We start from the raw sequence: 24,990 nt of genomic DNA on the forward strand, positions 1-24,990 counted from the left end.
CCTCCTTCTCCGCCATATATTGGCCCCTTGGTCAAGCGGTTAAGACACCGCCCTTTCACGGCGGTAACACGAGTTCGAATCTCGTAGGGGTCATAATTATTTATTAAATTCTAGAACGTAGATAAAAAGCCAAGGAAAACAATTGTTTTCCTTGGCTTTTTATAATTTTCATAGAGTCTATGAAAAAATAATTGTTAAATGTGAGGCGTTCTGGTAAATTAACAGATGTTAAATGTCATTTGTTAATTCTTATCTTGAAGAAATTCAGTCTAAAGAATATTAAAGGGGATAATAAATGAAGAAATTATTATTAGAGTCACATTGCATCTTTCCATCATTAGACATTTTGAAAACAGCAAACTATTACGAAAAAATAATGGGTTTTATAGCCGTACCTTATATGGAATCAAAAGAACCACATATTTGTTTATATCGAGATGCAACTGAAATAATATTGACGAATTCAAACGGTAAAGAGGTAGTACCCAATAGAATTTTATACGGTTATGGCTATGACGCATATTTTATTACTGACAATCAAGAAGTACTTCAAGAAGAATATAATAATTCTGGGGTAAAAATAGTTCGTTCATTATCTAATACTGATTATAGTAATAAGGAATTTGTGATTGAAGATATTGATGGCAGATGGATAGCTTTTGGAAAAAAGACAAAGCAACAATAAGTACAAATATCTAACTAACATAATGAAAAGTATGCAAGCTCGCAAGTAGTTGTTTGTATCTTCTACCATTGATTCTTCACCCAGTTACCCATCATTATACTTTTTCCATTTCTTATAATCTATTTATGTTTTTCCATAACTGATTATCAACCATTAGTTATCCCTCCGTTATATTCTTACTTAAAACTCTTTAGCGAATCTATTTTTCCGTTAACTAAAATTATCCTTTTACTAAACCGATTCAGCAGTCAAGTAATTGATAAAGTTAGGAACACGTTCTTTAAAAGTTTTGTAATGATGTTCAGCATTTTCAATAATATTAAACTGTAATGTCACATATTTATCACTTAAGATTTCAAAGATTGTCCTATTGGATAATAAAAACAGTTGGCTGATTTCATCGTTTTCTCCTGATTCCTTTGTTCCGCAGTCTAGGTAGAATCTTTCTAAGTGTGTTAGATTACTCGTTATTAAAAGTTTTTCAATTTCTTCTTGATTACGATAATATGCAGCTGAAATTGCTGCAACTCGTTTAAATACATGAGGATAACAACAAGCAGCGTAAGTTGATATTAGAGCTCCAAGGGAGATTCCTGCCATGTATGTTTGAGTTTCTTCAGTACGATAGTTACGATCTATTAAAGGTTTCAATTCATTAACAATAAAATCTACATATTCCTTTCCTTTTCCACCTGATAAGCTCTTATTACCTATAAGTTTCTCGCTAAATGCTCCGTTGGGCCATGGACAGTATTCATTTATCCTTTCATCTCCATAAGTGTTTTGATCAATACCTACTACCATAATATCCAGTTTATTTTGTTCTAAATATTGATTTAGTTCTAAAGCAATTCCTCCAATTGCATCTTTATTTTCAAAAACATTTTGTCCGTCATGCATATATAACACAGGGTATGTTTTACTTACTTCTTTATAGTTATTTGGTAAGTAAACTTGGATTTTTCTTTGATAATCAAATATAGAAAGAGCAAAAGATTCAATCATGATATACTCACACCTTTTAATCTATTTTTCATTTCTCATAATTTAAGATTATACCAGATAGTTATAATTAAAATGGATTTTTTTGTTCATTTTTTAAGGGCAATCAATAGAAGTCGTTGAAAGAATATAGTTCATAAAGGGGTTGTATTAATAAATTATGATGTAATTATTATTGAGGCAAGGCTTGCAAGCTTAACAGCATATGAGCTTATTGATGTAGGAAAACGGGTACTTTTAGTAGACCAGGAAGGGGAACATTAATGGGATTTTTATATAAATTTTAATAAAAGGGGATGTTTAAGATGAGAATGTGGAGGTATAAGTTTGTACCTTTAATGTTTATCTTTTTTGGAATCTCGGAATGTTCGAACATACCAGGTGAGCAATTGCCACCAAATATTTCTGTGGAAATTGAAAATCAAACAATCGATGCTTCAAGAGGAGGATATAAATGGGAAACAAAGAGCTTATTTTCGAATACTGGAGTTATTGCTGATGCTGCTGATCCAATAAGAATTGGAGAGGGTTTAATAGCACAGTCTGTTGTGCCCAACTCAACAGCAATTGTTAAATATAGTGATGGTTCTAACCCAACTATAATAGCAAACTTATGGGAAGGACAAAATCAGACAAAAACACTTCCAGTTAAGGATTCCGAAATAACGCTACCATCTGATAAAGGAAGACATGTCATCGAAATTTATACTGAATGGAAAAATGGCAGAACTTCGTATACCTTTGTTGTTGAGGTGAAATAAAATCTTAAGAAGTTAAAGGCTATAGAGTGCTATTAATACAATCGCTTTAGTCTTATTTGTTATAATAAAGGTAATTGCCAACTATAATAGCAGTAATCGTGATTGAATATGCACCTTCAATTAAAATACAACCTTTTAAATGATTTTAGGTATAAAGATAATCGTGTATGAGAGGGGAATTTCTTTGAGAAGAATCTTTCTTTTATGTTGTCTTAGTATTATGTTGTTTGGCTGTAACAACGAAGATCATACTGAAAAGGGGAAATTTGATATTGAAGGAAAAGTTACAGATATTCGAGCGGATCATACTATTGTTGTGAAAAATAATAATGGCGCCATATATCACGTTACTTTGCCAGAAAATGATGTTAGTACAAATTACAAAATAGGTGATCATCTTGTAATTTGGACTTCAGCGATTGATACATCCAATCCTGCAATTGCTGAGGCATTACATATAGAAATAAAAAGTGAGGTTGAGTAGATACTACTCTAAATAATAGAAGAGAGAAAGTAGATGAAAATATTGGAAAATAAATTCAAAGTTAGTCAAATTCTTGTTTCAAAAGAAACACAAAAAGTCGAAAAAATTTATGCAGTAAATACCAAAGGAGAACCTTTTGATTTACTTGAAATTAGTGTGCTTGAACATTTTAACATTTTAACAAAGGAACAAATCCAAGAGCAATTAGAGTTACATCAAATTAATGCCACTCTTAAAATGGATGGTTATCGTACGCTTCTTACTTTATGTTCAAAGGAAGATGCGAATCTTTATATTGAACATATTGGACCATATTTTAATAGTGTACTTTTATAATTTTGATGAAAATTAGTAGGGTTCATTAAAAATTTTCTCTATTTAACGGACGTTTTCTGTTAAAATTAATATTATATTGGAAGGAGAGACATAATATTTAATGAACCAACCTCAAGAACAACCTCAAAATTATAAGATTCAACCTTTTTTCTCTACTTGGTTACACCCCAAAAAGACGGCTCAATATTTAATAGACCATAAAAAATGGACATATTCATTAATTTTTGTGCTATTAGGTGGAATAGCTAGTGGTATAACAGGTTTAGCAGCTTCAGATTTTTATCCTACTTATTCAACATGGATTCTGCTTCTTACCTGTATTTTGGTAGGACCTTTTATAGGGATCTTTTCTGTTACAATAAGTACATTCTTTACATGGCTTGTAGGTAAAATTTTTCGTGGAAAAGGTAGCTTTGAAGATGTTTTTAAAGTTACAAGTTTATCTTATGTGCCAAGCATTGCGATGGCGCCATTTCTGCTTTTATGGATGGCTAACTCGCCCTTAACTTATTTTGATACAGGTATTGAATTTTCAGCCGTAACGATTATTTCAGCAATCGTTTTTATGTTAATTTCCATTGTAGCTGGAGTTTGGTCATTTGTAATCAGTGTTGCGGGTGTTGCAATTGCGCATCGTTTTTCAAACTGGAAAGCATTTTTTACCCTTGTCATTCCAGGTATCATATTTGGTGCAATTATTATAGGGATTGTTGTACTGCTTATAATTTCATTAGGTGGAACTTATTAAAGAAAAGAGATATCTCATTAATATTGAGGTATCTCTTTTTATTTGATTAGAAATTTTGGGTGTTTTGTGGTTAGTTAATCAAAAAATATGCGTATAGATTAGCACTCCAAATATAATAGTTAGAAATATTATGCTTGCCAACAGGCTATTTTTGTATAATGAATAACCCCTTCAGATAGCTCGTAAATAGGGTAAATCCAACTTTTTCTTGCTTAGATCAAAGATGATATTTGAAATGAATTATGACTATGAGAAGGAATTTTAGATTTTATATGGAAATAAATAGTATGAAAGTTGAAAAGTAACAAAATAAAACAATCTAATTAAAAAGTATTAATGGAGTGAAAATAATGGAAATAAGTATTAGTAGAGCAACTGATTTTGCAATATTGGCCCAATTTTTATGTGTCTTAAATCAAAATAAAAATCACCATATCGGTTATTGTGGCGAATTGTATGAAGAAATACTTCAATCATTGGAAGAAGATTTTATTGATCAAAATGGGAGAAAGACATTTTTAATAGTTGAAGATCTTGATGGTGTAATGGCGGCTATTGGTCTTGATATTGATGAAGGATCAGCAAGCGCTGAAGTATGGGGACCCTTTGTCAAATCAGATTTAAATGCTCAACAAATTAGTATGAAATTGTGGCATGAAATTCAACAGATATATCCTACTATTCATACATTTTACTTCTTTATCAACGAGCAAAATAAAGGGGTTCTTTCATTTATGAAAGAAATTAATGCTACCCAAACGGGAAAGCATCTTGTATTACAAATTGAGAGAGAAAATTTTATACCTCTTAAAAAAATAAAAAGTGATCTATTCCAAATTTCAGATTTCGAGAGATTTGCAAATATACATAATAAAGCTTTCCCTAATGCATATTAAATGAACAGCAGGAGTTGCGTATATTAAAAGATGATATAGGGAATATACAGGGATATGTATATTTTGAAGTTGCTCCTGAACATGGTGAGGCATCTATCGAATTTATCGCCGTAAGTCCACACTTTCAAAATCAAGGACTTGGAACAATTCTATTAAAAGAAGTGTTAACTCGTATTTTTATATATGAAAGTATAGATAAAATCCAATTAAGCGTATCAAACACAAATGATAGCGCAAATCATGTATATCATAAGGCGGGTTTTTATACTAAGAATCAACTATTAAGTTACTCATATTTACGGTAACAAGGTGGAGAGCATTATCGGGAAGATGGAACAATATGAAGTGATGTTTCATGAAAAACTATATAGTAGGGGGTCTTATAATGTGGACTAGGCAATTTATTGATACGACAAGAGGAAGATTTGAATTGTTTGAAAAAGGACAAGGGGAACCATTAGCAGTCACACATCTATATAGTGCTTATGATGACCGTGGAAATAGTTTTGCAAACCCATTCACTGAAAAATATCATGTGTACTTAATTAATCTCAGCGGTGCAGGAAATTCAGTGAAAGTTAAGGACGACAGCAGATTTAGTATGGATGAATCAGTGCTTGATTTAGAAGCAATTCGTAAAGCTTTAAATATCGACAAATGGGGATTTGCTGGTCATTCAACTGGGGGGATGCTTGCTTTAAAATATGCGATTAATAGTCCAAAATCATTAACAAAAATAATTGCTGGTGGGGCAGCTGCAAGTTTTGAATACGGCAGAGATCCAGATAGTATCTATTGTGAACAAAATACCAACTTTAATAGAATTGTTGAAATTATGGATCAGTTGAATGATCCCTCAACACCGCTAGAAATACGCAGAAAAGTTAGCTATGAATGGTCATTAATGTCCTATCATTCTGAAGAGAAATTAAAAGAATCTCTTAAAAAGCCAAACAGTGGCAAGTGTGTTGAAAACCGCTTAGGCTTTTTTAGAAAAGTTGAATATCCTACATATGATATTAGAGAGAATTTACAAAGTGTTACAGTACCAAGCTTTATCTATTCTGGTAAGTTCGACTCCCAATGTCCCATGAAACATGGAGCTGAAATTGCAAATTTAATTCCTAATGCAACTTTCACTATTTTCGAAGAAAGTAATCATAATCCATTTTCAGAGGAAGAAGATAAATTCCAAAAGTTCGTTTTGACAACTTAACAAAGTTCAATCGAAAAATATGGAGGAGAATAATATGAAACTAGGGCTAGGTAAAAATGAAGTTAAAATCGTACCTTACGAAATTGAATGGAAAGATGAATTTACAAGGGTGAAAAAAGAAATTCTCCTTCATACAAATGTAAACGAAAATCAAATTGAACACATCGGAAATACTGCTATAGTCGAAATGCCTTCAAAGCCAATTATTGATATTTTAATGGGTGTTAATGATTTAAAAGTGTTGAATGAAGAACTTATAAAAGGGCTAAAAGAAAGTGGTTTTTTGCGGTTACGAGTAGAAAGACCGAATGAGATTGTCTTCGCAAAATTCACAGATGATACGTATGAAGTCAAAACACATTTTATCCACTTGGTTGAATATAATGGAGAGTTATGGAACAATCTAATCTTTTTCAGAGATTATTTAAACGAACACGAAGATGTTAGTAAAGAATACTTGAATATAAAACTAGCTTATATAAATAAAAAGTCAATTGGTATTAATGCATATACTGATTTTAAAGAGAAATTTGTAAGGAATATTTTTGCTAAAAGAATTGGAGAATAGTTTATGGGAATCGATAATTTTGAGGAATACGAAGATACCGTTATATATGATCAAGAAAATGGAATGTATCATGAGGACATAAAATTTTTAGAGAAGTATGCATCAACGATTGATGGGCCAATCATTGATATTGCATGTGGGACGGGAAGAGCTACAATCCCTTTAGCTAAAGATGGAAAAGAGTTAATCGGTGTGGATGTTCATGAAGGGATGCTAGGAGCAGCTGAAAAGAAATCATCTGAACTTGAATTAAATATAAAGTGGGAAAAACAAGATTGTACTAATTTGAATTTAGATGTGAAAAGTAATTTGATCTTTACTGTTGGAAACTCATTCCAGCATTTTTTAACGAATAAAGCACAAGATGGCTTGCTAGCATCCGTACATAAGCATTTGCACGATGGAGGTTTATTCATTTTCGGAACTAGATTTCCAAGTTTAGATGAATTATTACAACCACCTACAGAGGAATACTGGAGAAGCTATACAGACCAGGTTTCAAAACAAAAGGTTGATGTTTACACAATTAGCAGTTATGATGCTCTTACTCAACTTCAACATTACACGACCATTCGGAAATTTGTAGGAGTGAATGGTGTTATTGTAAATGAAAAAAGAACTAATATTACGTTGCGCTACGTTTTTCCAAAAGAAATGGAAAGAATATTATCTCACAATGGTTTTGAAATTCTTGGAATATATAAAGACTGGAATGAAACACCTATCGATGAAAATAGTTATGAAATGATTTATGTATGTAGAAAATAATAGTGTATTTCCAGAATATATCGATAATTTAATTTTACCTATGTTATAACTTTTCGAAATACTAAGAAGAGAAGAGTATATATGGATGTTCTTTTTAGAGAGCTCGGATAGGTGAAAGCGAGCAAGAACGAAATATTGAACCAAGTCTCGGAGTATCACATGGGATTTTTAGAATGATTGTGTGACGGGAACTCCCGTTATAGGGTAACGGTATATGCGTAAGGTAAACGCCGTACTGATTAAGGCTGTTCGCAGTGATGTAGTAGTAAACTAGGGTGGTAACACGTATCGTAGTATCCACGATCCCGTCCCTAAGACAAATGTCTTGGGGGTGGGCTTTTTTGTAAATAAAAATAGGAGTGGATGATATGGATCGTAAAATGCGAGTCTCTATTTAAAGTTCAAGCCGAATTTGTGAGGTATTATAGACTGTAGACATCCTACTTGAATAAGATTAATGGTAAAATTGAGGAGTATGGAAGACTTGATAAAGAATATAAACTATTTGGTTTTAATAATAAGGAAGGAAGTGCAAAACTATGGATTTCGAAACAGTTATGCATGAGCTTGAAGCCCTCGGTAAGGAAAGAACTAAAAAAATGTACATATCCAATGGTGCGCACGAGCCACTTTTTGGCGTAGCTACAGGTGCTATGAAACCAATCGCAAAGAAAATAAAAATAAATCAACATTTAGCTGAAGAGCTTTATTCCACAGGTAACTACGATTCAATGTACTTTGCAGGCATTATTGCAAACCCAAAAGCTATGAGTGAGTCGGATTTTGATCGTTGGATGGATGGGGCGTATTTTTATATGGTGTCTGATTTTGTGGTGGCGGTAACTTTATCAGAGTCAGATTTTGCACAAGACGTTGCTGATAAATGGATTGCAAGCGATGACGAGCTGAGAATGTCAGCGGGCTGGAGTTGCTACTGCTGGCTTTTAGGCAATCGCTTAGACAATGAATTTTCCGAAAGCAAGATTTCCAATATGCTTGAAATGGTGAAAAATACGATTCATGACTCGCCAGAACGAACGAAATCGGCTATGAGTAATTTTCTATCCACCGTGGGGATTTCATATTTGCCGCTACATGAAAAGGCAATCGAGATCGCAAAGGAAGTAGGTACAGTAGAAGTAAAACGGGACAATAAAAAAAGCAGTTTCCTAAATGCTTACGAAAGTATTCATAAAGAAATTGATAGAGGGAGGATTGGTTTCAAACGTAAATATGTAAGATGTTAAAAACTAGCTTAGTATTGTGGTGTTGATTCCAATGTAAATAAAAGAGGAGACATCGTATGTGAGAGATAAGGTGAATTAAAATAAACTTAAAGGGACATCTAAATTAATATGTCCTTTTTTTCATAGTCAAAAAACAATAATATCATTTAACAGAGCCAAATTAAAAAACTTTATTGTTTTTTACACATTTAACTTTTAATATACTGAGTTATTGCAAGTCATCGGTCAAGATCTCTAAAAAACAGTCTTTATGAATATTCGAAAGATATAAAAAATTTACAAATTCACATCTTTTCAGTATGATTAAATTTGTCTGATTTAAATTTAGCCCGATCTGGTAGGGGGTATTTTTTATACATGGAAAAGATTGAAAAAGGCAATAAATGGGCACTTTTGCCGTTTGTTGTATTTGTACTTTTATTTATAGGAACAGGCATTTTAGCTAATGATTTTACGGCGATGCCTTTAAATGTAGCAGTAGGAGTAAGTTGTATTCTCGCTTTTCTTATGAATCGCCAAGAAAAGATGATAAAGAAAATTGAAATTTTCACGAAGGGAGCAGGCGATGCAAATGTAATGCTAATGGTGGTTATATTTGTACTTGCAGGAGCTTTCTCAAATGTAGCAAAGGAAATGGGAGCAGTTGAGTCGACTGTTAATTTGGGGTTAACGTACTTACCTCAAAATTTTCTATTAGTCGGTTTATTTTTCATTGGGTGTTTTATCTCCCTTTCTATGGGGACGTCCATGGGGACTGTTGTGGCTCTAGCACCAATTGGCGTGGGAATTGCTGATGCGACTGGTATTTCAATGGCACTTGCAATGGCTACTGTAGTAGGTGGTGCAATGTTTGGTGATAATTTATCGGTCATTTCTGATACGACAATTGCAGCAGTACGTACACAAGGTACGGATATGAAAGATAAATTTAAAGTGAATTTCCGTATCGTATTACCTGCTGCCATTGTAACGGCCATTATTCTAGGATTCATGACGATAGGTAAAGGACATGCTTTAAAAGGAAACTATGATTATTCAATTGTTTCGGTAATTCCATATGTACTTGTACTGATTGCTGCATTAATCGGTATAGATGTATTAAAAGTATTAATCGGAGGTATTTTAGTCTCTGGATTAATAGGATTCATCAACGGGGAATTTACGTTTATTTCATTCATCAAAGCTGTAAGTAACGGTATGATGGGAATGGAAGATATAGCGATTATTGCTATATTAATCAGTGGGCTTGTTGCATTGATTCAACACAATGGTGGTATTCAGTACTTACTTTACTCCATTTCAAAACGTATTCGCTCGAAAAAAGGAGCAGAGTTTGGTATTGCTTCTCTTGTTAGTGTGACAGATATATCAACAGCAAATAATACAATCGCTATACTAATGACAGGGCCTCTTGCCAAAAAAATTGCAGACGAATATGAAGTGGATCACCGAAAATCTGCCAGCTTACTGGATATTTTCGCTAGTGTATGGCAAGGATTTGTGCCGTATTCACCCCAACTTCTAGCTGCAGCAAGTGTTGCGGGTATTTCCACAATAGAGATGATGCAATATTCGTTTTATCCAATTTTGATGGGGATTAGCGCAATTGTAGCTATAATAATTGGCTATCCAAAATTGAAAAAATAAATAGTATAAAAAGGTCGAACAAACCACTAATATAGTAGTTGATGTTCGACCTTTCTGTTTATTTTACCTATTATGCCCCAAAAATATTATCTTCTTGTAAGACTTCTCTAGATATCGCAATCGCGCCTTTTTTTCTTAAATGTAAAATGGCGTCCTCATTGGCATTAAGTATTTTTTCAATATAATACTCCTGTTTTTCCTGAGGAATATGCATACCATTAAATTCATCGCGAAATGCAAATTCATATACAGCTAATTCATCATTAGTAAGAACACTAGAGTTTTTACCTGAACTTTTATTTACATCCATTTATTGTTACGTCCTTTACATGAAAATTCTTATGAATAACTTATTCTCATTTTAGTATACATCACATTTAGATATTGTTCGAAGTAATTCAATTGTGAGGATAATTTTGGCAGAACAGAATAAGTATAATCATAGAGAATGCTGTGGCTTCTATTCATATTATTTAACAAGGAACTGTAATTCAGGTACAACATTTTGATTTTTACCATTAATAAAAACAGCGATCAGATTTTCTGCTGCAAGTTGTGCCATGTTGTTTCTTGTTTCATGGCTCGCTGAACCAATATGCGGAGTAGCAGTAAAGTTATCCAATTGGAGTAGAGGGTTGTTAGAATCAACAGGCTCTTGTACAAAAACATCAGAAGCTGCTGCGTAGATTTCTTTATTTTTTAAGGCATTGTATAGTGCTTTTTCGTCTACTGTCGCACCTCTCGACATATTAATGAATATAGCGGTATTTTTCATCTGTTTAAATTTTGAGGCATCGATCAAGTTTTTTGTTTCTTCTGTAAGAGGCGTAAGCATAACGATAAAATCTGATTCTTGAAGTAACTGTTCTAACGGTTTCCAGATGATATTTTCTTCCTCTAGTTCAGGTTTTTTATGACGATTATTATAGCAGACATCCATTAAGAACCCCATTTTTGCACATTTTGCTAGGTCTTCACCAATCCGCCCCATACCGATAATTCCCAATTTTTTATGATGAACATTTAATCCGTAGTAGTTTATATCAGCTTTTATTTTCCAAAGTCCTTTTTTAACCTTAGAGTCGAGTTCTGAAATTCTTCTAGCAGAACTTAACATGAGACCAAATGTCAACTCTACAACACTATCATTTAAAATGTATGGTGTATGTGTCCCAATAATGCCAGCTTTTTTCATAGCATCTGTATCAAAATTATCGTAGCCAACACTTATATTACTTACAATTTTTAAATTAGGCGCATTTTTTATGAGCTCTTCGTCAATAGCAGCACCCATTGTTAATAACGCTTGTGTATCTTGTATTAAGTTTTGTAACTGTTCTTGAGAACAAGATGGTTGGTAATCGATTTCAAAGTGCTCAGCTAATTGGTCCATTGTATGATTTTCAATTTCTCTCATAACTAAGAGTTTTGGTTTCATGCTAAATTCTCCTTCATTGTAAAATTGTAAATACAATATTAATTATATATGAAAAGTTAGTGTAAAATCCAAAAAATCCAATTATTTGGAGGGGGTTTGCATGTGTATTGTAGAATATATCGGGTATAGCAATGTATAAAGTAAATCCTTTTGCGAAAGGTGAAATGATATGGAGAATAAAGAACAGAAAATTTGGTTTGATATTCTAATGTACACTATTTTGATGATTTGCATTACGTATCTTATTTTTCTCAATCAAATGCAAAAGTACTTTATATATATTGTTGTTGTCGGTTATATTCTGGCGACATCGATTAAAGTAGTAGCGTTAACCCATCTTAAACAGAATAGTGTTAAAAAGGAATAGTGATATAATTTATTTTACTACCATATAAAAAAAGAGCGCCGATTCATAGACGCTCTTTTATTCACACATTTTTATTTGAGCGAAAAGAGGCGGTTTCTGCGGGAAGGTGTTATTATTAACCCTTACTTTTTAAAAAATTATGTTTCAATATCAAGTGCCATTGAAGGTCCGAAGAATTCATAGTAAATGTGGTCTTTAGAAACGCCAATTATAAGTAAATTCTTAATCATTGCAAGCATAAATGGTACCGGCCCGCATAAATAAACATCACTTGATGGGTCTACATATTGTTCTAAAAATTCCTTCGAAATATATCCAGATGTTTCGGTGATCAATTCGAAATAATTTAAATTAGAGTATTGTTGTGCTACATCATGTATGGGTTTACTAAATACAACTAAATCTGTAGTATTGGCACTTTGAACAAAATTGATAGAAGCATTATTTTCTTTCACAGCTATTTGTAGCATACTCATCAGTGGAGTAATACCAATACCACCAGCTAAAAATGTAACAGGAGTATCTGGTTTTGATTGATAGAAGAAGACACCAGCAGGAGCACTAATAGGAAGTATGTCTCCAATATTGAGATGATCGTGTAAATAGTTCGATACGATTCCTACTGGTTCATTTACAACTTCACGTTTAACAGAAATTCGATAGTTTTCACCGTCATATGCTTTTGATAAACTATATTGACGATTATGTGTATATTTTTCACCTGGAATTGTTACATGTACAGTTATATATTGACCTGGTTTATAGTCTGGAAGAGGTGCACCATCTGCCGGTTTAAAATAGAATGAAGTGACTAAGTTATTTTCTGGGACCTTATCAACTAATTTGAAGTCTTTAAAGAATCGCCACCCACCTTGTTTGTTTTCTGATTCTTTATATAAAGTTTCCTCTGTTGAAATAAATGCATCAGCAAGAACACCGTATGCTTCAGTCCATGCGTTCATAATTTCAGGAGTGGCTGCATCTCCTAGAACTTCTTTAATGGCCTTTAATAAGTTTTCCCCAACGATTGGATAATGTTCAGGTTTAATGCCAAGACTTCGGTGTTTCTCTGCAATTTGTTTTACAACGGGCATGATTTCAGATAAATTTTCAATATGAATTGCAGCTGCGTATACTGTATTTGCTAAAGCTAGTTGTTGGCGTCCTTTTCGTTGGTTTGTTTGATTAAAGATATTTAACAGTTCCGGATGCGATTCAAATAATCTTTTATAAAAAACAGTTGTAATGTCTTTACCATGTATTTCTAGAACAGGTGCTGTGGATTTAATAATATCCATTGTTTCTTGTGATAGCATGACTAATTTCCTTTCTATTACCAGAGTGAAAAGGTATTAGGTCTATTTAAAGTAAGAACTATAATGCAGTATTAACAAAAAGAATAAAAAAATACATCTAAATACATCTAAAGAAGAAGGGGGAAGACTAGGTTCTATGGAACGATTCTTTTCAGATGAAAAATTAATACAAGAATAAATCGCATGCATAAATCGTAAGCTGATTTAGAAATGTTGTGAATGTTTGTAAACATGTAAAGAATAATTGATGACAGATAAAGAAAATTATCCTAAAAAATATAGTTTTCGCTTTTCATTTCGTTGGAAAAGAGTAGAATTATACAAGATAGCATTTTTAGAAAGTAGGAGAATAAATGGATCCAGCATTCCTGACAAAAATAGCCTCAATTATTTTGTTAGATATTGTTCTAAGCGGTGATAATGCAGTAGTTATAGCACTTGCATGCCGTAATTTAGCAAAAGATCAAAGAAAAAAAGCAATTATCATTGGTACAGCCGGTGCCATTGGTTTAAGAATAGTATTAACATTTGCCGCAGTTTGGCTTTTACAAATACCATTTGTAAAAGTGGTAGGCGGTCTATTATTATTCTATATTGCGTTTGATTTATTAAAATCAGGCGAAGAAGATCCGGATGTTAAAAGTGGTAATAATTTAATCGCAGCAGTTCGTACCATTATCGTAGCAGACTTTGTAATGAGTTTAGATAATGTCCTTGCGATTGCAGGTGTAGCAAACGGACATAATGGTCTTGTCGCATTAGGCTTGCTTGTAAGTATTCCTTTAATTGTTTTTGGTAGCCAGATTATTATCAAATTAATGGAGAAATTCCCGATTCTTATTTGGATTGGTGCATTATTAATTGCTTACACTGCAGGAACAATGATAATAGATGATAAATATGGCCATCGTCTTGTCGAAGCTACTTTCCCAATGATGGAACATATTGTCCCAATCTTAAGTATGATTTTATTAATCATTGTAGGTTTATGGACGAAAAAGCGCCAAGTAAGAAATATAACGAAATAAATTTCTTTAATAGATGTCTTAGTAGTATTAAGTAAAAGGGTTGAAGCTAAAAAACAGTTTCAATCCTTTTTTGCATAAAAATAGTGACTTAATAATTTATATGAGGGAGGATAAGGATATTAATAAATTTACATAGTAAGGGTATTAATGGAGTTTCTTAATTATTGTACACTAATATTTGGCGTTGTATTAAGATTGGTTTTCAAATTAATTGATTAGCAGTATTTAAAACATGTTAGAGTTTAGTTTGTAATACAAAAAGAAAGGATAATCACTATGAAAATAGTTCAATTAATTTTGAGGCTAGATGAAATAGGAGAAGAACAATCTCATTTGATCGAATTAGTGAAACAACTTCATAAAAATGGCCATCAGATATTAATACTTACATCAAATGAACCTTTTATTCAGCAAATCATAGAGATACAAGATTTGGGTGTTGAATTAGAACCATTGTACTTTATGAAAAGGAAGTTTCATTTATGGAAGGATATCAGAGCAATCCTTGAAGTACGTAAGAGACTAAAATCTTTTCAACCTGATTTAGTTGCTATGCATTCTTCAAAAGCAGGAGTGATAGGTAGAATTGCAGCAAAATCACTTGGTATCCCCTCAGTCTTTACAGTACACGGCTGGTCTTTTAGTGAAGGTATATCGAAAATGAAACGCCTTATTTTAGAAAAGGTTGAAAAGTATTTAGCAAAACACACTTCAAAAATTATTACCGTATCGACTTATGACTATCAAATAGCCCTTCAAAGAAAGCTCGTTTTGCAGGAGAAGATGGAAACGATTCACAACGGTATCCCCACGCAAGAAACTACAGAAAAAACATCAAATAACACACCACTTATTATAATGATTGCTCGATTTGCAACACCAAAACGTCAAGATTTATTAATTCAAGCACTTGCCAATATGCAAGAGATACCTTGGAAATTGATTTTACTTGGGGATGGGCCGAATAGAGAGCAGAATGAAAAACGAATGAATGACCACAATCTACAAGCTCGAATTTCTTTTCTAGGTGTAAGAAATGATGCAGAACGATTCCTAGAACAAGCAGATATTAATGTTTTGTTATCTGATTATGAAGGATTACCACTGGTTATTATTGAATCTATGAGAGCAGGCATCCCCACAGTAGCTTCCAATGTGGGAGGTGTTAGTGAGTTAATAATAGATCAGTACTCAGGACTCTTAGTTGACAATAATATTTCAGGAATTCAGAATGCGATAAAATTATTAATTAAAGATATCAGTTTACGTAAGCAACTCGGAGATAAAAGTAGAGCTATATTTGAAAAACATTTTACTATTGATACAATGTATGCTAAAACAATTCAAATTTATCAGGAAGTTATAAGAAGTGCTGGAAATGAAAATAATGCATCGTAAATTAATCGTTACAAATATTGAACAAGTTGATAAAACTAAAACAGCGGATCGTCACAGAAAAGGAACTGTAGCGATACGCTGTTTATTTACTCATTACTTATCTCGATAATTAAATAAGTTATATAAGTCGTGTATTATTTTACTTGATGAATTTCTTCAGTCAATGCTTCTAATTGATCAATTAATGAGCCGATAAAGGCAATAGTATCTTGCAGTGGTTTGTCTGTTGTAATATTCACACCAGCCATTTGTGCCAATTCAACAGGTGTTTTAGTACCACCAGCTTGAAGAACTTTTATCCAGTCATCTACTGCAGGTTGACCTTCATGTAAAATACGATGTGAAACTTGTGTAGAAATCGTAAGCCCAGCACTATAAGTGTATGGGTATAAACCCATGTAATAGTGTGGTTGACGCATCCAAGTTAGCTCTGCACCTTTATTAATTTCTACGTCTTCTCCCCAGAATTCTTCTAAAACAGAGCGTTTTAAATTGTTTAAAATCGTCGCATTTACACTTTCTCCAGCATCTACTAATTCATACACTTTACGTTGATAAGCTGCTTCTAATAAGTGTGTAACAAAGTTATGGTAGTAAGTACGCGCAATAATTGTAGCAATAACCCAACGTTTGAAACGAGGGTCATCTGAATTATTTAACAAATAGTTAGCAATCAACATTTCATTCATAGTTGATGGTGATTCTACAAAATAAGTAGATGATTCACTATTAAATAGCGATTGGTTTTTATGCGCATTTCTGAAGTGACCAGCATGACCAAGTTCATGAGCTAATACAAAGACTTCATTCATGCGTTGTGTCCAAGAAATTAAAATATAGGAATGCGAACCATATGGACTAGCGCAGAATGCACCTGTAGATTTTCCTTCATTATTCGCAAAGTCAATCCAGCGATCTTCAAATGCACGATCAATCATTTCGAGATAATCTTCACCCATAACAGCAAGTGCCTTTTTCATATAATCTCTTGATTCTTCGATAGTAATGGATGGTTCATAGTTTGGATCTAATGAAATTTTCAAATCGGCAAATGTCATTTTTTCTAAGCCATGTTCTTTTTGTAAAAGTTTTGCATAGCGACGCATATGGGGAGCTAATTCTTTCATAATGACATCTATTTGACGATTATATAAATCACGATCAACTTCTTGGTCAAATAATAAATAATCAGTTACAGAATCATAACCACGTAAATCAGCTATTGTCTTTTCTGTTTGAACATGAGTGTTATAAGTTTTAGCTGTTGTATGTTGATAGTCAGCAAGCTTTTCAGAAAAGGCTTTAAAAGCTTGACGACGAACATCGGTATCTGATTCTAATTCCCAATCTCCTTCAAAAAGGTTGTAACTTAATGGGTAACTTTGATCACCAACAGTGAAGTTTTCAAATTTCATATCAACTAATTTCGCAGTATTGTACAAACCATAAGCGGCATCAAAAGTAGAACCAAGTGCAGCTAAAGTTTTTTCAACTTCAGGATGTAGTTGATACGCTTTTTTATCGATTAAGCGATTTATATAGTGAGTATAATTCGGTGCTAATTTAATCGCTTCTTCTAATAATTCTGTAGGTAATTCTAAAATTTCGCTATGTACAAAAGATACTAAACTAGCGATTTGGGAAGAAATTGTTCCAAATTTACTTGTACGAATTTGTGCAGCATCATTTGTTTGATCGACTTCAAGGTCTAATTCAACAAATGAACCCAATGGAATAATTGATTCAGCTAAAGCTTCATAATCAGAAATAACATTTACAATTTGCTTTGCATCTGTAATATGACCTTGATATTTGTTGTTGAAATTTTTTGCATCTTCAACAATTTTTTTGACACCGGCATTGTATGCCTCTTCATTTGGCACTAGATCTGACAAGTCCCAAGTCTCAGCAACAGGAACATCTTGACGTTTTAATACATTATCTATCAATTGAAACACTCCTTTATTACGTAATACGAATTATTTTCATTATAAATCGTATATTTCGTAAAGTAAAATATTTCAGATAAATCAGGAGGTAAAAAAACCTAACGTTATATCCGGAAAAGAGGGATCTATCGTTAGGTATAGTGTATTAAATTGCTAACATTATTTTCTCGAGTTCTAATGGTTCAATGTATTCCTTACCTTTATAAGCGCGCATATTCCCACCAGATATTTCATCGATTAATAATATTTCGCCAGTTTTTGCGTCACGGCCAAATTCTAACTTAATATCGTGTAGAGTTAGCCCTTTTTTTGCTAATTCAGTTCTTACAAAATTTGAAATGTCAATAGTATGCTGTTTTAATACTTCATATTCTTCTTCAGTTAAAATTTCTAGCATAGCCAATGCGTCCTTTGAAATAGGCGGATCTTGTCGTTCATCGTCTTTTATCGTTACTTCAACGAAAGAGTCGAGTTCTTTGCCATCTTCAATATAAGCACCATAACGTTTTAAAAAACTACCATTTGCATGGAATCGGCAAATGACTTCTAGCCCTTTGCCAAATACAGTTGCAGGTTTCACAGTCATTGTAGCTTCATCGATGTTTGAAGAAATAAAATGTGTCGGAACATCGATAGCATTTAGTCTCTTATAAAAGAATGTTGTTAAGCTAAGACCGGCGCGACCCGCACCATCGATCGTTAACCCAACAGTGTTTGCACCTGGATCAAATACCCCATTTTCACCAGTAACATCATCCTTAAACTGTAATACTAAATGACTATCATCTACTTTAAATACATCCTTTGTTTTTCCTTTGTAAACCAGTTCCATTTTTCATACCCCCATTTCAATGTTATTGTAAGTTATTGTTATTGGTAATAGTGAAAAAAATCTTAAAAAAAGGAAAAATAGCACAAATAAATAAATAAAATGATAAAAAGTAGTAAACCCATATGGATTTACTACTTTAGAAAAAATGATTTATTAATTTAAATTACACCTTGTGCAATCATTGCGTCGGCTACTTTTAAGAAACCAGCTATATTCGCACCGATTAAAAGATTTCCTTCATGACCAAATTCTTTCGAAGCTTCTACACTGTTTAGATAAATTGATTTCATAATGTCATGTAGTTTTTCGTCTACTTCTTCAAAAGTCCAGAATAGACGCATACTATTTTGTGCCATTTCCAATGCTGAAACGGCTACACCACCTGCATTCGCTGCTTTGGCAGGAGCAAATAGTACTTTATTTTCAAAATAGACATTAATTGCTTGTAGAGTAGATGGCATATTAGCACCTTCACCAACAGCTTTCACGCCATTCTTTACAAGGATTTTTGCTGACTCTTCATCGATTTCATTTTGTGTTGCACATGGAAGGGCAATGTCGCATGGGATTGTCCAAATACCATTGCACCCTTCTTGGTAAGTTGCATCTGGATGTATTTCAACATATTCTTTAATACGACCATGACGCACTTCTTTAATTTCTTTAACTGTATCTAAGTTGATACCATTTGGATCATAAATATAGCCATTAGAATCGGAACAAGCTACAACTTTCGCACCTAATTGTTGCGCTTTTTCAATTGCGTATGTTGAAACGTTACCTGAACCAGATACTACAACAGTTGCACCGTTGAATGTCATATCAATTTCTTTTAACATTTCTTGTACGAAGTAAACGCAGCCATAGCCAGTAGCTTCTTTACGAGCTAAAGATCCACCAAAGCGAGGTAATTTACCTGTAATCACACCAGGTTCATATGCACCACGGATACGGTTGTATTGACCAAATAAGAAACCAATTTCACGAGCTCCCACACCGATGTCACCAGCTGGTACGTCTACATCTGGGCCAATATATTTGTGTAACTCTGTCATGAATGCTTGACAGAAGCGCATGATTTCTGCATCTGATTTACCTTTAGGATCAAAATCTGAACCACCTTTAGCACCGCCTATTGGTTGGCCAGTTAAAGAGTTTTTGAAAATTTGTTCAAAACCTAAGAATTTAATGATACTTTCGTTTACGGATGGATGGAAGCGAAGACCACCTTTGTAAGGTCCAATTGAAGAACTGTATTGTACACGATATCCACGGTTTACTTGGATTTTACCATTGTCATCTTCCCAAGAAACACGGAACTTTACAACACGCTCAGGTTCAACAATTCGTTCTAAGAGGCTTGCTTGCATATATTCAGGACGCTTAGCAAAGACAGGTGTTAAAGAATAGAGAATTTCTTTTACTGCTTGTAAAAACTCGGGTTCATGCCCATGATGTTCTTTAAGATTGTTATACACTTTATCAATATACTCAGTTGCTGTTTTTTGTGAATCTGACATCGTTGTTACCATTAAGAAAAACCCCCATAAAATTTTGACTTATAAACATATATTAGACATAATCAAATGGGTTTTCAATCACTGAAAATTATAAAAATGCAAAATTGATAGATAATTTAACGTGAAAACGCTAACAATTGTGACAATTTAGCAAATTAATGTTAGGTTAAAAATAAGGTAAACTATATATAGGAGGGAAGTCAGATGACAAAAATATGTATAGATGCCGATGGCTGTCCTGTTGTATCAGAGACCATTCAAATAGCAAAGGAATTTCAATTAGAAGTAATTATCTTTTGTGATACATCTCACCATTTTGAAATAGAAGGAGTGAAAACCGTAATCGTGTCAAAAGGTGCAGATGCAGTCGATTTTGCACTAGTTAATCAAATCCATAAAGGGGATATTACAATCACACAAGACTATGGACTTGCAGCAATGGTGTTAGCTAGAGGTGCTTATGTGATGAATCAAAATGGTTTGCAATATACTTCGAAGAATATTGATCAGCTTTTATATTCACGGCATTTAAATCAGAAAATTCGTCAAGCTGGTGGTCGTACAAAAGGTCCTAAAAAAAGAACAAAAGAAATAAATGATAAATTTATTAATAATTTCCGAAATTTGTGTGAACATGTTCTGAAAAATAGCAATGGATAAACGATGTAGTGTATAAAAAAAGCTGGTTGCATATTCGCTACCAGCTTTCATACTATAAAATTCTACTCTGTTGTAACTTCCTCCACAGTTTGTTCCACTTCTTTACGAGTCATTTTTTCATGACCTTTGAGCATGGCCTCAAGCGTTTTATGAGCTAATGCTAATGGGATTTTACAGAACATTAATACACTTCGTTTTGGAATGCTTTTATTATATTCATCTGCTTTAGCTAAATTTTCTTGCGCATATTTAAATAAATCATCGCGTGTCCAACCCTCTGGAACAAAGCTTACTCCGCGTTCTTTATCTTCTTCTTGATTACGCAAAATATTGACAGCTTGTAAGCCGCGACCATATCCAATTGCAAGCTCACGATCTGTTTCGATACCTGCTCCCCATCGCCAAATTTCAGATAGCATCGTGCCAACAAGACCTGCTACATAGTAAGTATATTCATCTAAATCTTCTTTTGTTTTAACAATCCAGCCTTTAGCTGCCCATTTTGCCATACCTTCTGCCATTTCACTAGTTGAAGCTGCTACTGTATCACGAATTTCATCTGGGCAAAGGGATAACCAGTCTGCAAGACGCAAAGAAACTTCAGGTAATAGGTCTGCATATGGTTCTACTAACTTAAGATAAGCTTCATTATCAAAAGGTTTTAATAATAATTTGCTTGTTGCATTTAGTAAATCTGTTTTTATTTGATTAGGCAACTCTTCATGATCTTCGATTTCATCGATTGCGCGCATGCATAAGTAAGCTGTTGCAACAGTAGTTTTTAACTCCTTATCTAAAAAGGTTATAGGAATAAAGAAAGTTCGGCTTGTCGCTTTTAAAACGGCCATTGCTTCTTTATATAATTCTTTTTGTTGTGTCAATTGGGACTTCCTCCGTTCGATGTAAAGCATTAACTATATCCTATCTCAAATTCGACAAAATAGAAAATTAAATCTACATATAAGTTTAAATCTTTTGCTAAAAAATTTTCCACATGCTAATATTTAGATGTCTAAATTTTTAATGTTAAAGGAGATTTTACAAATGGGTAGACTAGAAAATAAAATTACAATTGTAACTGGTGGAGCATCAGGTATGGGAGCTAAAATGGCAGAATTATTTGCTAAAGAAGGAGCAACAGTTATCGCTGCTGATATTAGCGAGGAAAACTTAGATAATATAGCCGAAATTGATGGCGTTGAAGGTATGAAACTTGATGTTACTTCTGACGAAAACTGGGCAGAACTAACAAAAGCAATCGTTGAAAAATATGGACGTATTGATATCTTAATCAACAATGCAGGTATTTCATCTCAAAAATCACCTGATGATATTACTGCAGATGATTGGGCATTGATACACAAAATCAACTCATTTGGCCCGTTCTTAGGGATCAAACATGTTAAACAATATATGAAGGAAGCAGGTAAAGGATCAATTGTTAACACATGTTCTTACACTGCATTAATCGGTTCAGGCACAAACTCTTATACAGCTTCTAAAGGATCATTACGAGCAATTGCACGTGCTGCAGCTGCTGAACTTGGTAAATTTAACATCCGAGTAAACACTGTATTTCCAGGTGTGATTGAAACTCCTATGACAGCTAATATAGGTCAATTTAAAGAAGCTATGGATATGTTAATCCGTGCAACTCCAATGGGCCGTCTAGGCAAACCAGAAGAAGTTGCGAATGCATCATTATTCTTAGCATCTGATGAAGCTTCCTACATCACTGGTGCAGAATTAGTAATTGATGGTGGCTATTCAGCACAATAATTTATATAAAAGAGGGGGGAGAGCATGCACGAAAATCCAACCCTATTTGAATTACTTCATGAGATGGATAAAGTAAATGCGAAAATGATTTTGTGTTGGAAAAAACTTTTCCAAGTTAACATTGGCATATCTCATATATTAGTTCTTAGTTATTTAAAAGATAATGGCCCAAGCAGACCTTCAGATATTGCCAAATATCTAGAGTTTGCACCCGCGTCTTTAACACATTTATCGGACAAGTTAATTACCAATCATTACTGTCTTCGAAAAGCAGACTCTGAAGATCGCCGTATCTCTTATTTAGCATTAACACAGTTAGGATTAGATGTACTGGAACAAGCAACAGTACTAGGTCAAGAACTGAAAAAAGAATATTTCAAAGTCTTAACTGATGACGAAATCTCACAAATGCTTTTGATTTATACTAAATTAAATAATCAATAATAAAAGAGTTCCATTCCCGCCTACAAGAATGGAACTCTTTATTATATTAGTAATCCATTTGTATTCTGTATAGCGTCTCCTCATAAATAAACATCCTTTTATCTTAATTTGCAAAGGCATTTGATTGCCTATATTTCTATAGGGATTTAAATCTTTGAAAGCATTTTCAAAGTATACCCATTATGCTATAATATGAAAAAATTAAAGTGGTATTATCTGATAGGGATTGAATATTAGATGTATGTAGAAAGAATTATTACCGTAGGCTGTTGAAAAAATTGATATGCAAAGAGACACGTTGATTCCGGTATTTGAAGTCGATTACATATGACAGACTTTGACTAAAAGTTGTTTAGATTAGAATAGAAAAAGAAAGTCAAACAGTTGTAGTGGGAATCAATCCTCTACCAAGCAAAGTAAAAAAATTGATTTCCAAAATCCAAATTGAACATTCCAATATTATGGAGTAAAGTGTTAGTGGGCGATTAAAAAGGAGATTTGTATGACAAAGGCAATAGGAATAGACGCTGGGGGAACGCTGACAAAGTTGGCATATTTAAATGATCAGCATGAAATACAGCTAAAGCATTTCCCGTCAAATGATTTACCAGCTATACTAGATTGGATTCAGCAACAAGAAGATATTGAAGAAATTGGTCTAACAGGTGGCCGAACAGGACAAATTAAGGCGATGTTAGATTCGGATAAATCGATTCATTATATAGTAGAATTCGAAGCTACCTTGAAGGGGGTCCGCTATCAATTAGCGAAAGAAGACCATCAATTTGAGAAAAGTATTATTACGAATGTAGGTACTGGTACTTCTATTCATTATATGGATGATACGGAGCATAAGAGAGTGGGAGGAACAGGTGTAGGCGGAGGTACTTTAATCGGCCTTGCAGCTTTAACTACTGGTATTAAAGATTATAAGGAAATACTTCAACTTGCTAAAGATGGTAACCGACAAGATATAGATTTGTTGGTGGAAGAGATTTTTCAAGGCATTGAAACACCAGTTGAGCTGAAACCTTCCTTAACTGCCAGTAATTTTGGAAAAGTGGGTATAAAAGAATCTGCAAAATACGAATCAGCGGATATATTAGCAACTGTACAAGGTTTAGTAGGTGAAGTAATTACGACACTAAGTATTCAATTAGCTGAACAAATGGATGTTGAGCATATTATTTATATTGGTACAACACTAGACCAAAATGACAAGTTGCGAGAAATAATCGCCGACTATACTATTTTAAAAAAGAAAACGCCTGTTTTTCTAGAAGATCATGGTTTCAGTGGAGCTATTGGAGCTTTAATGAATATTATGGATTAATAAAAAGACTTAATAGCCCTGTAAGCGGTTATTAAGTTTTTTTATTGTGTTAATACAATGTTAGCAGTTTCATTTTATGTTATGACAAAAACTATTTACAAATATAAAACTTAGGCATACACTAATTATAGTTATTTACCTAGGTAAATAATATACGGAGGATATAATGAACATTATTTTTCACGAAATCTTTCAAACGACAAGACAATTCACTAACAATTTAAATACTGTTTTAAAAGACTATGGTTTATACAATAGCCAATGGTCTATTTTGTTTACGGTGCATCAACATAAAGAGATGACATTAACAGAAATATGGAAGTATTTGAATGTTGAAGCACCAACTGTAACAAGAACAGTTACAAGATTAGAACAACTTGGCTGGTTAGTACGACATGATGGAGAAGATCGTCGTTCGAAGATCGTCACATTGTCTGAAGAAGGACTTAAAAAGTATCCAGCAGTTGAAGCAGCTGTAATACAATTTGAAAATTCAATTGCCAAAGGATTAACCATTGAAGAACAACAGATGTTTTTGTCTCTCTTACGAAAATTGAAGGGAAGATGA

General features: G+C 33.3%; 28 protein-coding genes, 1 tRNA gene and 1 other annotated feature. Of the genes, 21 read left to right on the forward strand and 8 right to left on the reverse strand.

Going from position 1 to position 24,990, the window contains the following annotated elements; translation table 11 throughout:
• Nucleotides 1–21 precede the first annotated feature (21 nt).
• Both ACIQ4I_RS11600 and ACIQ4I_RS11605 read left to right on the forward strand, forming a co-directional pair.
• Nucleotides 22–93 (forward strand) — tRNA-Glu (locus ACIQ4I_RS11600).
• Between the two features lie 202 nt (nucleotides 94–295).
• A complete protein-coding gene (locus ACIQ4I_RS11605) occupies nucleotides 296–685 on the forward strand; it encodes a VOC family protein (protein ID WP_403096140.1) in 390 nt (129 codons plus the stop codon).
• 231 nt (nucleotides 686–916) lie between these two features.
• On the opposite strand, the gene ACIQ4I_RS11610 is transcribed toward ACIQ4I_RS11605, so the two are convergent.
• Nucleotides 917–1,690, reverse strand: coding sequence for an alpha/beta hydrolase (locus ACIQ4I_RS11610; RefSeq protein ID WP_403096141.1), 774 nt, complete (start codon nucleotides 1,688–1,690; stop codon nucleotides 917–919).
• A 302-nt stretch (nucleotides 1,691–1,992) separates the two neighbouring features.
• Between ACIQ4I_RS11610 and ACIQ4I_RS11615 the strand changes: the two genes are divergently transcribed.
• The 11 genes from ACIQ4I_RS11615 (at nucleotide 1,993) to ACIQ4I_RS11665 (ending at nucleotide 10,358) form a co-directional block, all read left to right on the forward strand.
• Entirely contained in the window at nucleotides 1,993–2,448 is a 456-nt protein-coding gene (locus tag ACIQ4I_RS11615; protein WP_403096142.1) for a hypothetical protein, read from the forward strand.
• A 184-nt stretch (nucleotides 2,449–2,632) separates the two neighbouring features.
• Nucleotides 2,633–2,932 (forward strand): hypothetical protein, encoded by a 300-nt coding sequence (locus ACIQ4I_RS11620; protein ID WP_403096143.1) that lies wholly within the window; start codon nucleotides 2,633–2,635, stop codon nucleotides 2,930–2,932.
• A 33-nt stretch (nucleotides 2,933–2,965) separates the two neighbouring features.
• Nucleotides 2,966–3,268, forward strand: a complete 303-nt coding sequence (locus ACIQ4I_RS11625) for a hypothetical protein (protein WP_403096144.1) — start codon at nucleotides 2,966–2,968, stop codon at nucleotides 3,266–3,268.
• Between the two features lie 100 nt (nucleotides 3,269–3,368).
• Nucleotides 3,369–4,016, forward strand: coding sequence for a Yip1 family protein (locus tag ACIQ4I_RS11630; RefSeq protein WP_403096145.1), 648 nt, complete (start codon nucleotides 3,369–3,371; stop codon nucleotides 4,014–4,016).
• Nucleotides 4,017–4,366: 350 nt separating this feature from the next.
• A complete protein-coding gene (locus ACIQ4I_RS11635; protein ID WP_403096146.1) occupies nucleotides 4,367–4,912 on the forward strand; it encodes a hypothetical protein in 546 nt (181 codons plus the stop codon).
• 14 nt (nucleotides 4,913–4,926) lie between these two features.
• Entirely contained in the window at nucleotides 4,927–5,217 is a 291-nt protein-coding gene (locus tag ACIQ4I_RS11640) for a GNAT family N-acetyltransferase (protein ID WP_403096147.1), read from the forward strand.
• A gap of 80 nt (nucleotides 5,218–5,297) precedes the next feature.
• Entirely contained in the window at nucleotides 5,298–6,128 is an 831-nt protein-coding gene (locus ACIQ4I_RS11645) for an alpha/beta fold hydrolase (protein ID WP_403096148.1), read from the forward strand.
• A 34-nt stretch (nucleotides 6,129–6,162) separates the two neighbouring features.
• Nucleotides 6,163–6,696 (forward strand): GrpB family protein, encoded by a 534-nt coding sequence (locus ACIQ4I_RS11650; protein WP_403096149.1) that lies wholly within the window; start codon nucleotides 6,163–6,165, stop codon nucleotides 6,694–6,696.
• Between the two features lie 3 nt (nucleotides 6,697–6,699).
• Entirely contained in the window at nucleotides 6,700–7,464 is a 765-nt protein-coding gene (locus tag ACIQ4I_RS11655; RefSeq protein WP_403096150.1) for a class I SAM-dependent methyltransferase, read from the forward strand.
• 54 nt (nucleotides 7,465–7,518) lie between these two features.
• Nucleotides 7,519–7,780: a binding site (T-box leader), on the forward strand.
• A gap of 223 nt (nucleotides 7,781–8,003) precedes the next feature.
• On the forward strand, nucleotides 8,004–8,711 hold the full coding sequence (locus ACIQ4I_RS11660) for a DNA alkylation repair protein (RefSeq protein WP_403096151.1): 708 nt from the start codon (nucleotides 8,004–8,006) through the stop codon (nucleotides 8,709–8,711).
• 357 nt (nucleotides 8,712–9,068) lie between these two features.
• Nucleotides 9,069–10,358, forward strand: coding sequence for a Na+/H+ antiporter NhaC family protein (locus ACIQ4I_RS11665; RefSeq protein ID WP_403096152.1), 1,290 nt, complete (start codon nucleotides 9,069–9,071; stop codon nucleotides 10,356–10,358).
• Nucleotides 10,359–10,428: 70 nt separating this feature from the next.
• On the opposite strand, the gene ACIQ4I_RS11670 is transcribed toward ACIQ4I_RS11665, so the two are convergent.
• The 3 genes from ACIQ4I_RS11670 to hmpA form a co-directional block, all read right to left on the reverse strand.
• Nucleotides 10,429–10,668: a hypothetical protein gene (locus ACIQ4I_RS11670; protein ID WP_403096153.1), complete on the reverse strand. Its 240-nt coding sequence runs from the start codon at nucleotides 10,666–10,668 to the stop codon at nucleotides 10,429–10,431.
• A 159-nt stretch (nucleotides 10,669–10,827) separates the two neighbouring features.
• Complete coding sequence (locus ACIQ4I_RS11675) at nucleotides 10,828–11,796, reverse strand: 2-hydroxyacid dehydrogenase (protein ID WP_403096154.1); 969 nt, start codon at nucleotides 11,794–11,796, stop codon at nucleotides 10,828–10,830.
• 504 nt (nucleotides 11,797–12,300) lie between these two features.
• Nucleotides 12,301–13,479 (reverse strand): NO-inducible flavohemoprotein, encoded by a 1,179-nt coding sequence (gene hmpA / locus ACIQ4I_RS11680; protein ID WP_403096155.1) that lies wholly within the window; start codon nucleotides 13,477–13,479, stop codon nucleotides 12,301–12,303.
• Nucleotides 13,480–13,832: 353 nt separating this feature from the next.
• Between hmpA and ACIQ4I_RS11685 the strand changes: the two genes are divergently transcribed.
• From ACIQ4I_RS11685 to ACIQ4I_RS11695, 3 genes are all read left to right on the forward strand, one after another.
• Complete coding sequence (locus ACIQ4I_RS11685; protein WP_403096156.1) at nucleotides 13,833–14,507, forward strand: TerC family protein; 675 nt, start codon at nucleotides 13,833–13,835, stop codon at nucleotides 14,505–14,507.
• Nucleotides 14,508–14,783: 276 nt separating this feature from the next.
• Nucleotides 14,784–15,905 (forward strand): glycosyltransferase family 4 protein, encoded by a 1,122-nt coding sequence (locus ACIQ4I_RS11690; protein ID WP_403096157.1) that lies wholly within the window; start codon nucleotides 14,784–14,786, stop codon nucleotides 15,903–15,905.
• Complete coding sequence (locus ACIQ4I_RS11695; RefSeq protein WP_403096158.1) at nucleotides 15,886–16,014, forward strand: hypothetical protein; 129 nt, start codon at nucleotides 15,886–15,888, stop codon at nucleotides 16,012–16,014. Before ACIQ4I_RS11690 ends, ACIQ4I_RS11695 begins: the two co-directional genes overlap by 20 nt.
• 25 nt (nucleotides 16,015–16,039) lie before the next feature.
• On the opposite strand, the gene pepF is transcribed toward ACIQ4I_RS11695, so the two are convergent.
• The 3 genes from pepF to gdhA form a co-directional block, all read right to left on the reverse strand.
• A complete protein-coding gene (gene pepF, locus ACIQ4I_RS11700) occupies nucleotides 16,040–17,854 on the reverse strand; it encodes an oligoendopeptidase F (RefSeq protein ID WP_403096159.1) in 1,815 nt (604 codons plus the stop codon).
• A 145-nt stretch (nucleotides 17,855–17,999) separates the two neighbouring features.
• On the reverse strand, nucleotides 18,000–18,686 hold the full coding sequence (locus ACIQ4I_RS11705; protein ID WP_403096160.1) for a phosphoribosylaminoimidazolesuccinocarboxamide synthase: 687 nt from the start codon (nucleotides 18,684–18,686) through the stop codon (nucleotides 18,000–18,002).
• A gap of 158 nt (nucleotides 18,687–18,844) precedes the next feature.
• Nucleotides 18,845–20,218: an NADP-specific glutamate dehydrogenase gene (gene gdhA, locus ACIQ4I_RS11710; protein WP_403096161.1), complete on the reverse strand. Its 1,374-nt coding sequence runs from the start codon at nucleotides 20,216–20,218 to the stop codon at nucleotides 18,845–18,847.
• Nucleotides 20,219–20,410: 192 nt separating this feature from the next.
• Between gdhA and ACIQ4I_RS11715 the strand changes: the two genes are divergently transcribed.
• Nucleotides 20,411–20,866, forward strand: a complete 456-nt coding sequence (locus tag ACIQ4I_RS11715; protein ID WP_403096162.1) for a YaiI/YqxD family protein — start codon at nucleotides 20,411–20,413, stop codon at nucleotides 20,864–20,866.
• 62 nt (nucleotides 20,867–20,928) lie between these two features.
• Here the strand turns inward: ACIQ4I_RS11715 and ACIQ4I_RS11720 are convergent, their stop codons facing one another.
• Nucleotides 20,929–21,747 (reverse strand): squalene/phytoene synthase family protein, encoded by an 819-nt coding sequence (locus ACIQ4I_RS11720; protein WP_403096163.1) that lies wholly within the window; start codon nucleotides 21,745–21,747, stop codon nucleotides 20,929–20,931.
• A gap of 163 nt (nucleotides 21,748–21,910) precedes the next feature.
• Here ACIQ4I_RS11720 and ACIQ4I_RS11725 point away from each other — a divergent pair, with 163 nt between their 5' ends.
• The 4 genes from ACIQ4I_RS11725 (at nucleotide 21,911) to ACIQ4I_RS11740 (ending at nucleotide 24,990) form a co-directional block, all read left to right on the forward strand.
• Nucleotides 21,911–22,645 carry an SDR family NAD(P)-dependent oxidoreductase gene (locus ACIQ4I_RS11725; protein WP_403096164.1) on the forward strand — a complete coding sequence of 245 codons (735 nt, stop codon included), beginning with the start codon at nucleotides 21,911–21,913 and terminating at the stop codon, nucleotides 22,643–22,645.
• A gap of 24 nt (nucleotides 22,646–22,669) precedes the next feature.
• Entirely contained in the window at nucleotides 22,670–23,089 is a 420-nt protein-coding gene (locus tag ACIQ4I_RS11730) for a MarR family winged helix-turn-helix transcriptional regulator (protein ID WP_403096165.1), read from the forward strand.
• Nucleotides 23,090–23,591: 502 nt separating this feature from the next.
• Nucleotides 23,592–24,422, forward strand: coding sequence for a type II pantothenate kinase (gene coaW, locus ACIQ4I_RS11735; protein ID WP_403096166.1), 831 nt, complete (start codon nucleotides 23,592–23,594; stop codon nucleotides 24,420–24,422).
• Nucleotides 24,423–24,588: 166 nt separating this feature from the next.
• A complete protein-coding gene (locus ACIQ4I_RS11740) occupies nucleotides 24,589–24,990 on the forward strand; it encodes a MarR family winged helix-turn-helix transcriptional regulator (protein ID WP_403096167.1) in 402 nt (133 codons plus the stop codon).

The organism is Rummeliibacillus sp. NPDC094406 (assembly GCF_044763875.1).
GTDB lineage: Bacteria > Bacillota > Bacilli > Bacillales_A > Planococcaceae > Rummeliibacillus.

Bases quoted from the DNA above. Each gene is read 5' to 3' on its own strand.
- ACIQ4I_RS11695 (WP_403096158.1), top strand. From the start codon at position 15,886: ATGAAAATAATGCATCGTAAATTAATCGTTACAAATATTGAACAAGTT.
- gdhA (WP_403096161.1), bottom strand. From the start codon at position 20,218: ATGGTAACAACGATGTCAGATTCACAAAAAACAGCAACTGAGTATATT.
- ACIQ4I_RS11675 (WP_403096154.1), bottom strand. From the start codon at position 11,796: ATGAAACCAAAACTCTTAGTTATGAGAGAAATTGAAAATCATACAATG.
- ACIQ4I_RS11615 (WP_403096142.1), top strand. From the start codon at position 1,993: ATGAGAATGTGGAGGTATAAGTTTGTACCTTTAATGTTTATCTTTTTT.
- ACIQ4I_RS11605 (WP_403096140.1), top strand. From the start codon at position 296: ATGAAGAAATTATTATTAGAGTCACATTGCATCTTTCCATCATTAGAC.
- ACIQ4I_RS11715 (WP_403096162.1), top strand. From the start codon at position 20,411: ATGACAAAAATATGTATAGATGCCGATGGCTGTCCTGTTGTATCAGAG.
- ACIQ4I_RS11670 (WP_403096153.1), bottom strand. From the start codon at position 10,668: ATGGATGTAAATAAAAGTTCAGGTAAAAACTCTAGTGTTCTTACTAAT.
- ACIQ4I_RS11625 (WP_403096144.1), top strand. From the start codon at position 2,966: ATGAAAATATTGGAAAATAAATTCAAAGTTAGTCAAATTCTTGTTTCA.
- ACIQ4I_RS11730 (WP_403096165.1), top strand. From the start codon at position 22,670: ATGCACGAAAATCCAACCCTATTTGAATTACTTCATGAGATGGATAAA.
- ACIQ4I_RS11650 (WP_403096149.1), top strand. From the start codon at position 6,163: ATGAAACTAGGGCTAGGTAAAAATGAAGTTAAAATCGTACCTTACGAA.
- coaW (WP_403096166.1), top strand. From the start codon at position 23,592: ATGACAAAGGCAATAGGAATAGACGCTGGGGGAACGCTGACAAAGTTG.
- hmpA (WP_403096155.1), bottom strand. From the start codon at position 13,479: ATGCTATCACAAGAAACAATGGATATTATTAAATCCACAGCACCTGTT.
- ACIQ4I_RS11705 (WP_403096160.1), bottom strand. From the start codon at position 18,686: ATGGAACTGGTTTACAAAGGAAAAACAAAGGATGTATTTAAAGTAGAT.
- ACIQ4I_RS11645 (WP_403096148.1), top strand. From the start codon at position 5,298: ATGTGGACTAGGCAATTTATTGATACGACAAGAGGAAGATTTGAATTG.
- ACIQ4I_RS11740 (WP_403096167.1), top strand. From the start codon at position 24,589: ATGAACATTATTTTTCACGAAATCTTTCAAACGACAAGACAATTCACT.
- ACIQ4I_RS11655 (WP_403096150.1), top strand. From the start codon at position 6,700: ATGGGAATCGATAATTTTGAGGAATACGAAGATACCGTTATATATGAT.
- ACIQ4I_RS11665 (WP_403096152.1), top strand. From the start codon at position 9,069: ATGGAAAAGATTGAAAAAGGCAATAAATGGGCACTTTTGCCGTTTGTT.
- ACIQ4I_RS11660 (WP_403096151.1), top strand. From the start codon at position 8,004: ATGGATTTCGAAACAGTTATGCATGAGCTTGAAGCCCTCGGTAAGGAA.
- ACIQ4I_RS11725 (WP_403096164.1), top strand. From the start codon at position 21,911: ATGGGTAGACTAGAAAATAAAATTACAATTGTAACTGGTGGAGCATCA.
- ACIQ4I_RS11635 (WP_403096146.1), top strand. From the start codon at position 4,367: ATGGAAATAAGTATTAGTAGAGCAACTGATTTTGCAATATTGGCCCAA.
- ACIQ4I_RS11610 (WP_403096141.1), bottom strand. From the start codon at position 1,690: ATGATTGAATCTTTTGCTCTTTCTATATTTGATTATCAAAGAAAAATC.
- ACIQ4I_RS11630 (WP_403096145.1), top strand. From the start codon at position 3,369: ATGAACCAACCTCAAGAACAACCTCAAAATTATAAGATTCAACCTTTT.
- ACIQ4I_RS11685 (WP_403096156.1), top strand. From the start codon at position 13,833: ATGGATCCAGCATTCCTGACAAAAATAGCCTCAATTATTTTGTTAGAT.
- ACIQ4I_RS11690 (WP_403096157.1), top strand. From the start codon at position 14,784: ATGAAAATAGTTCAATTAATTTTGAGGCTAGATGAAATAGGAGAAGAA.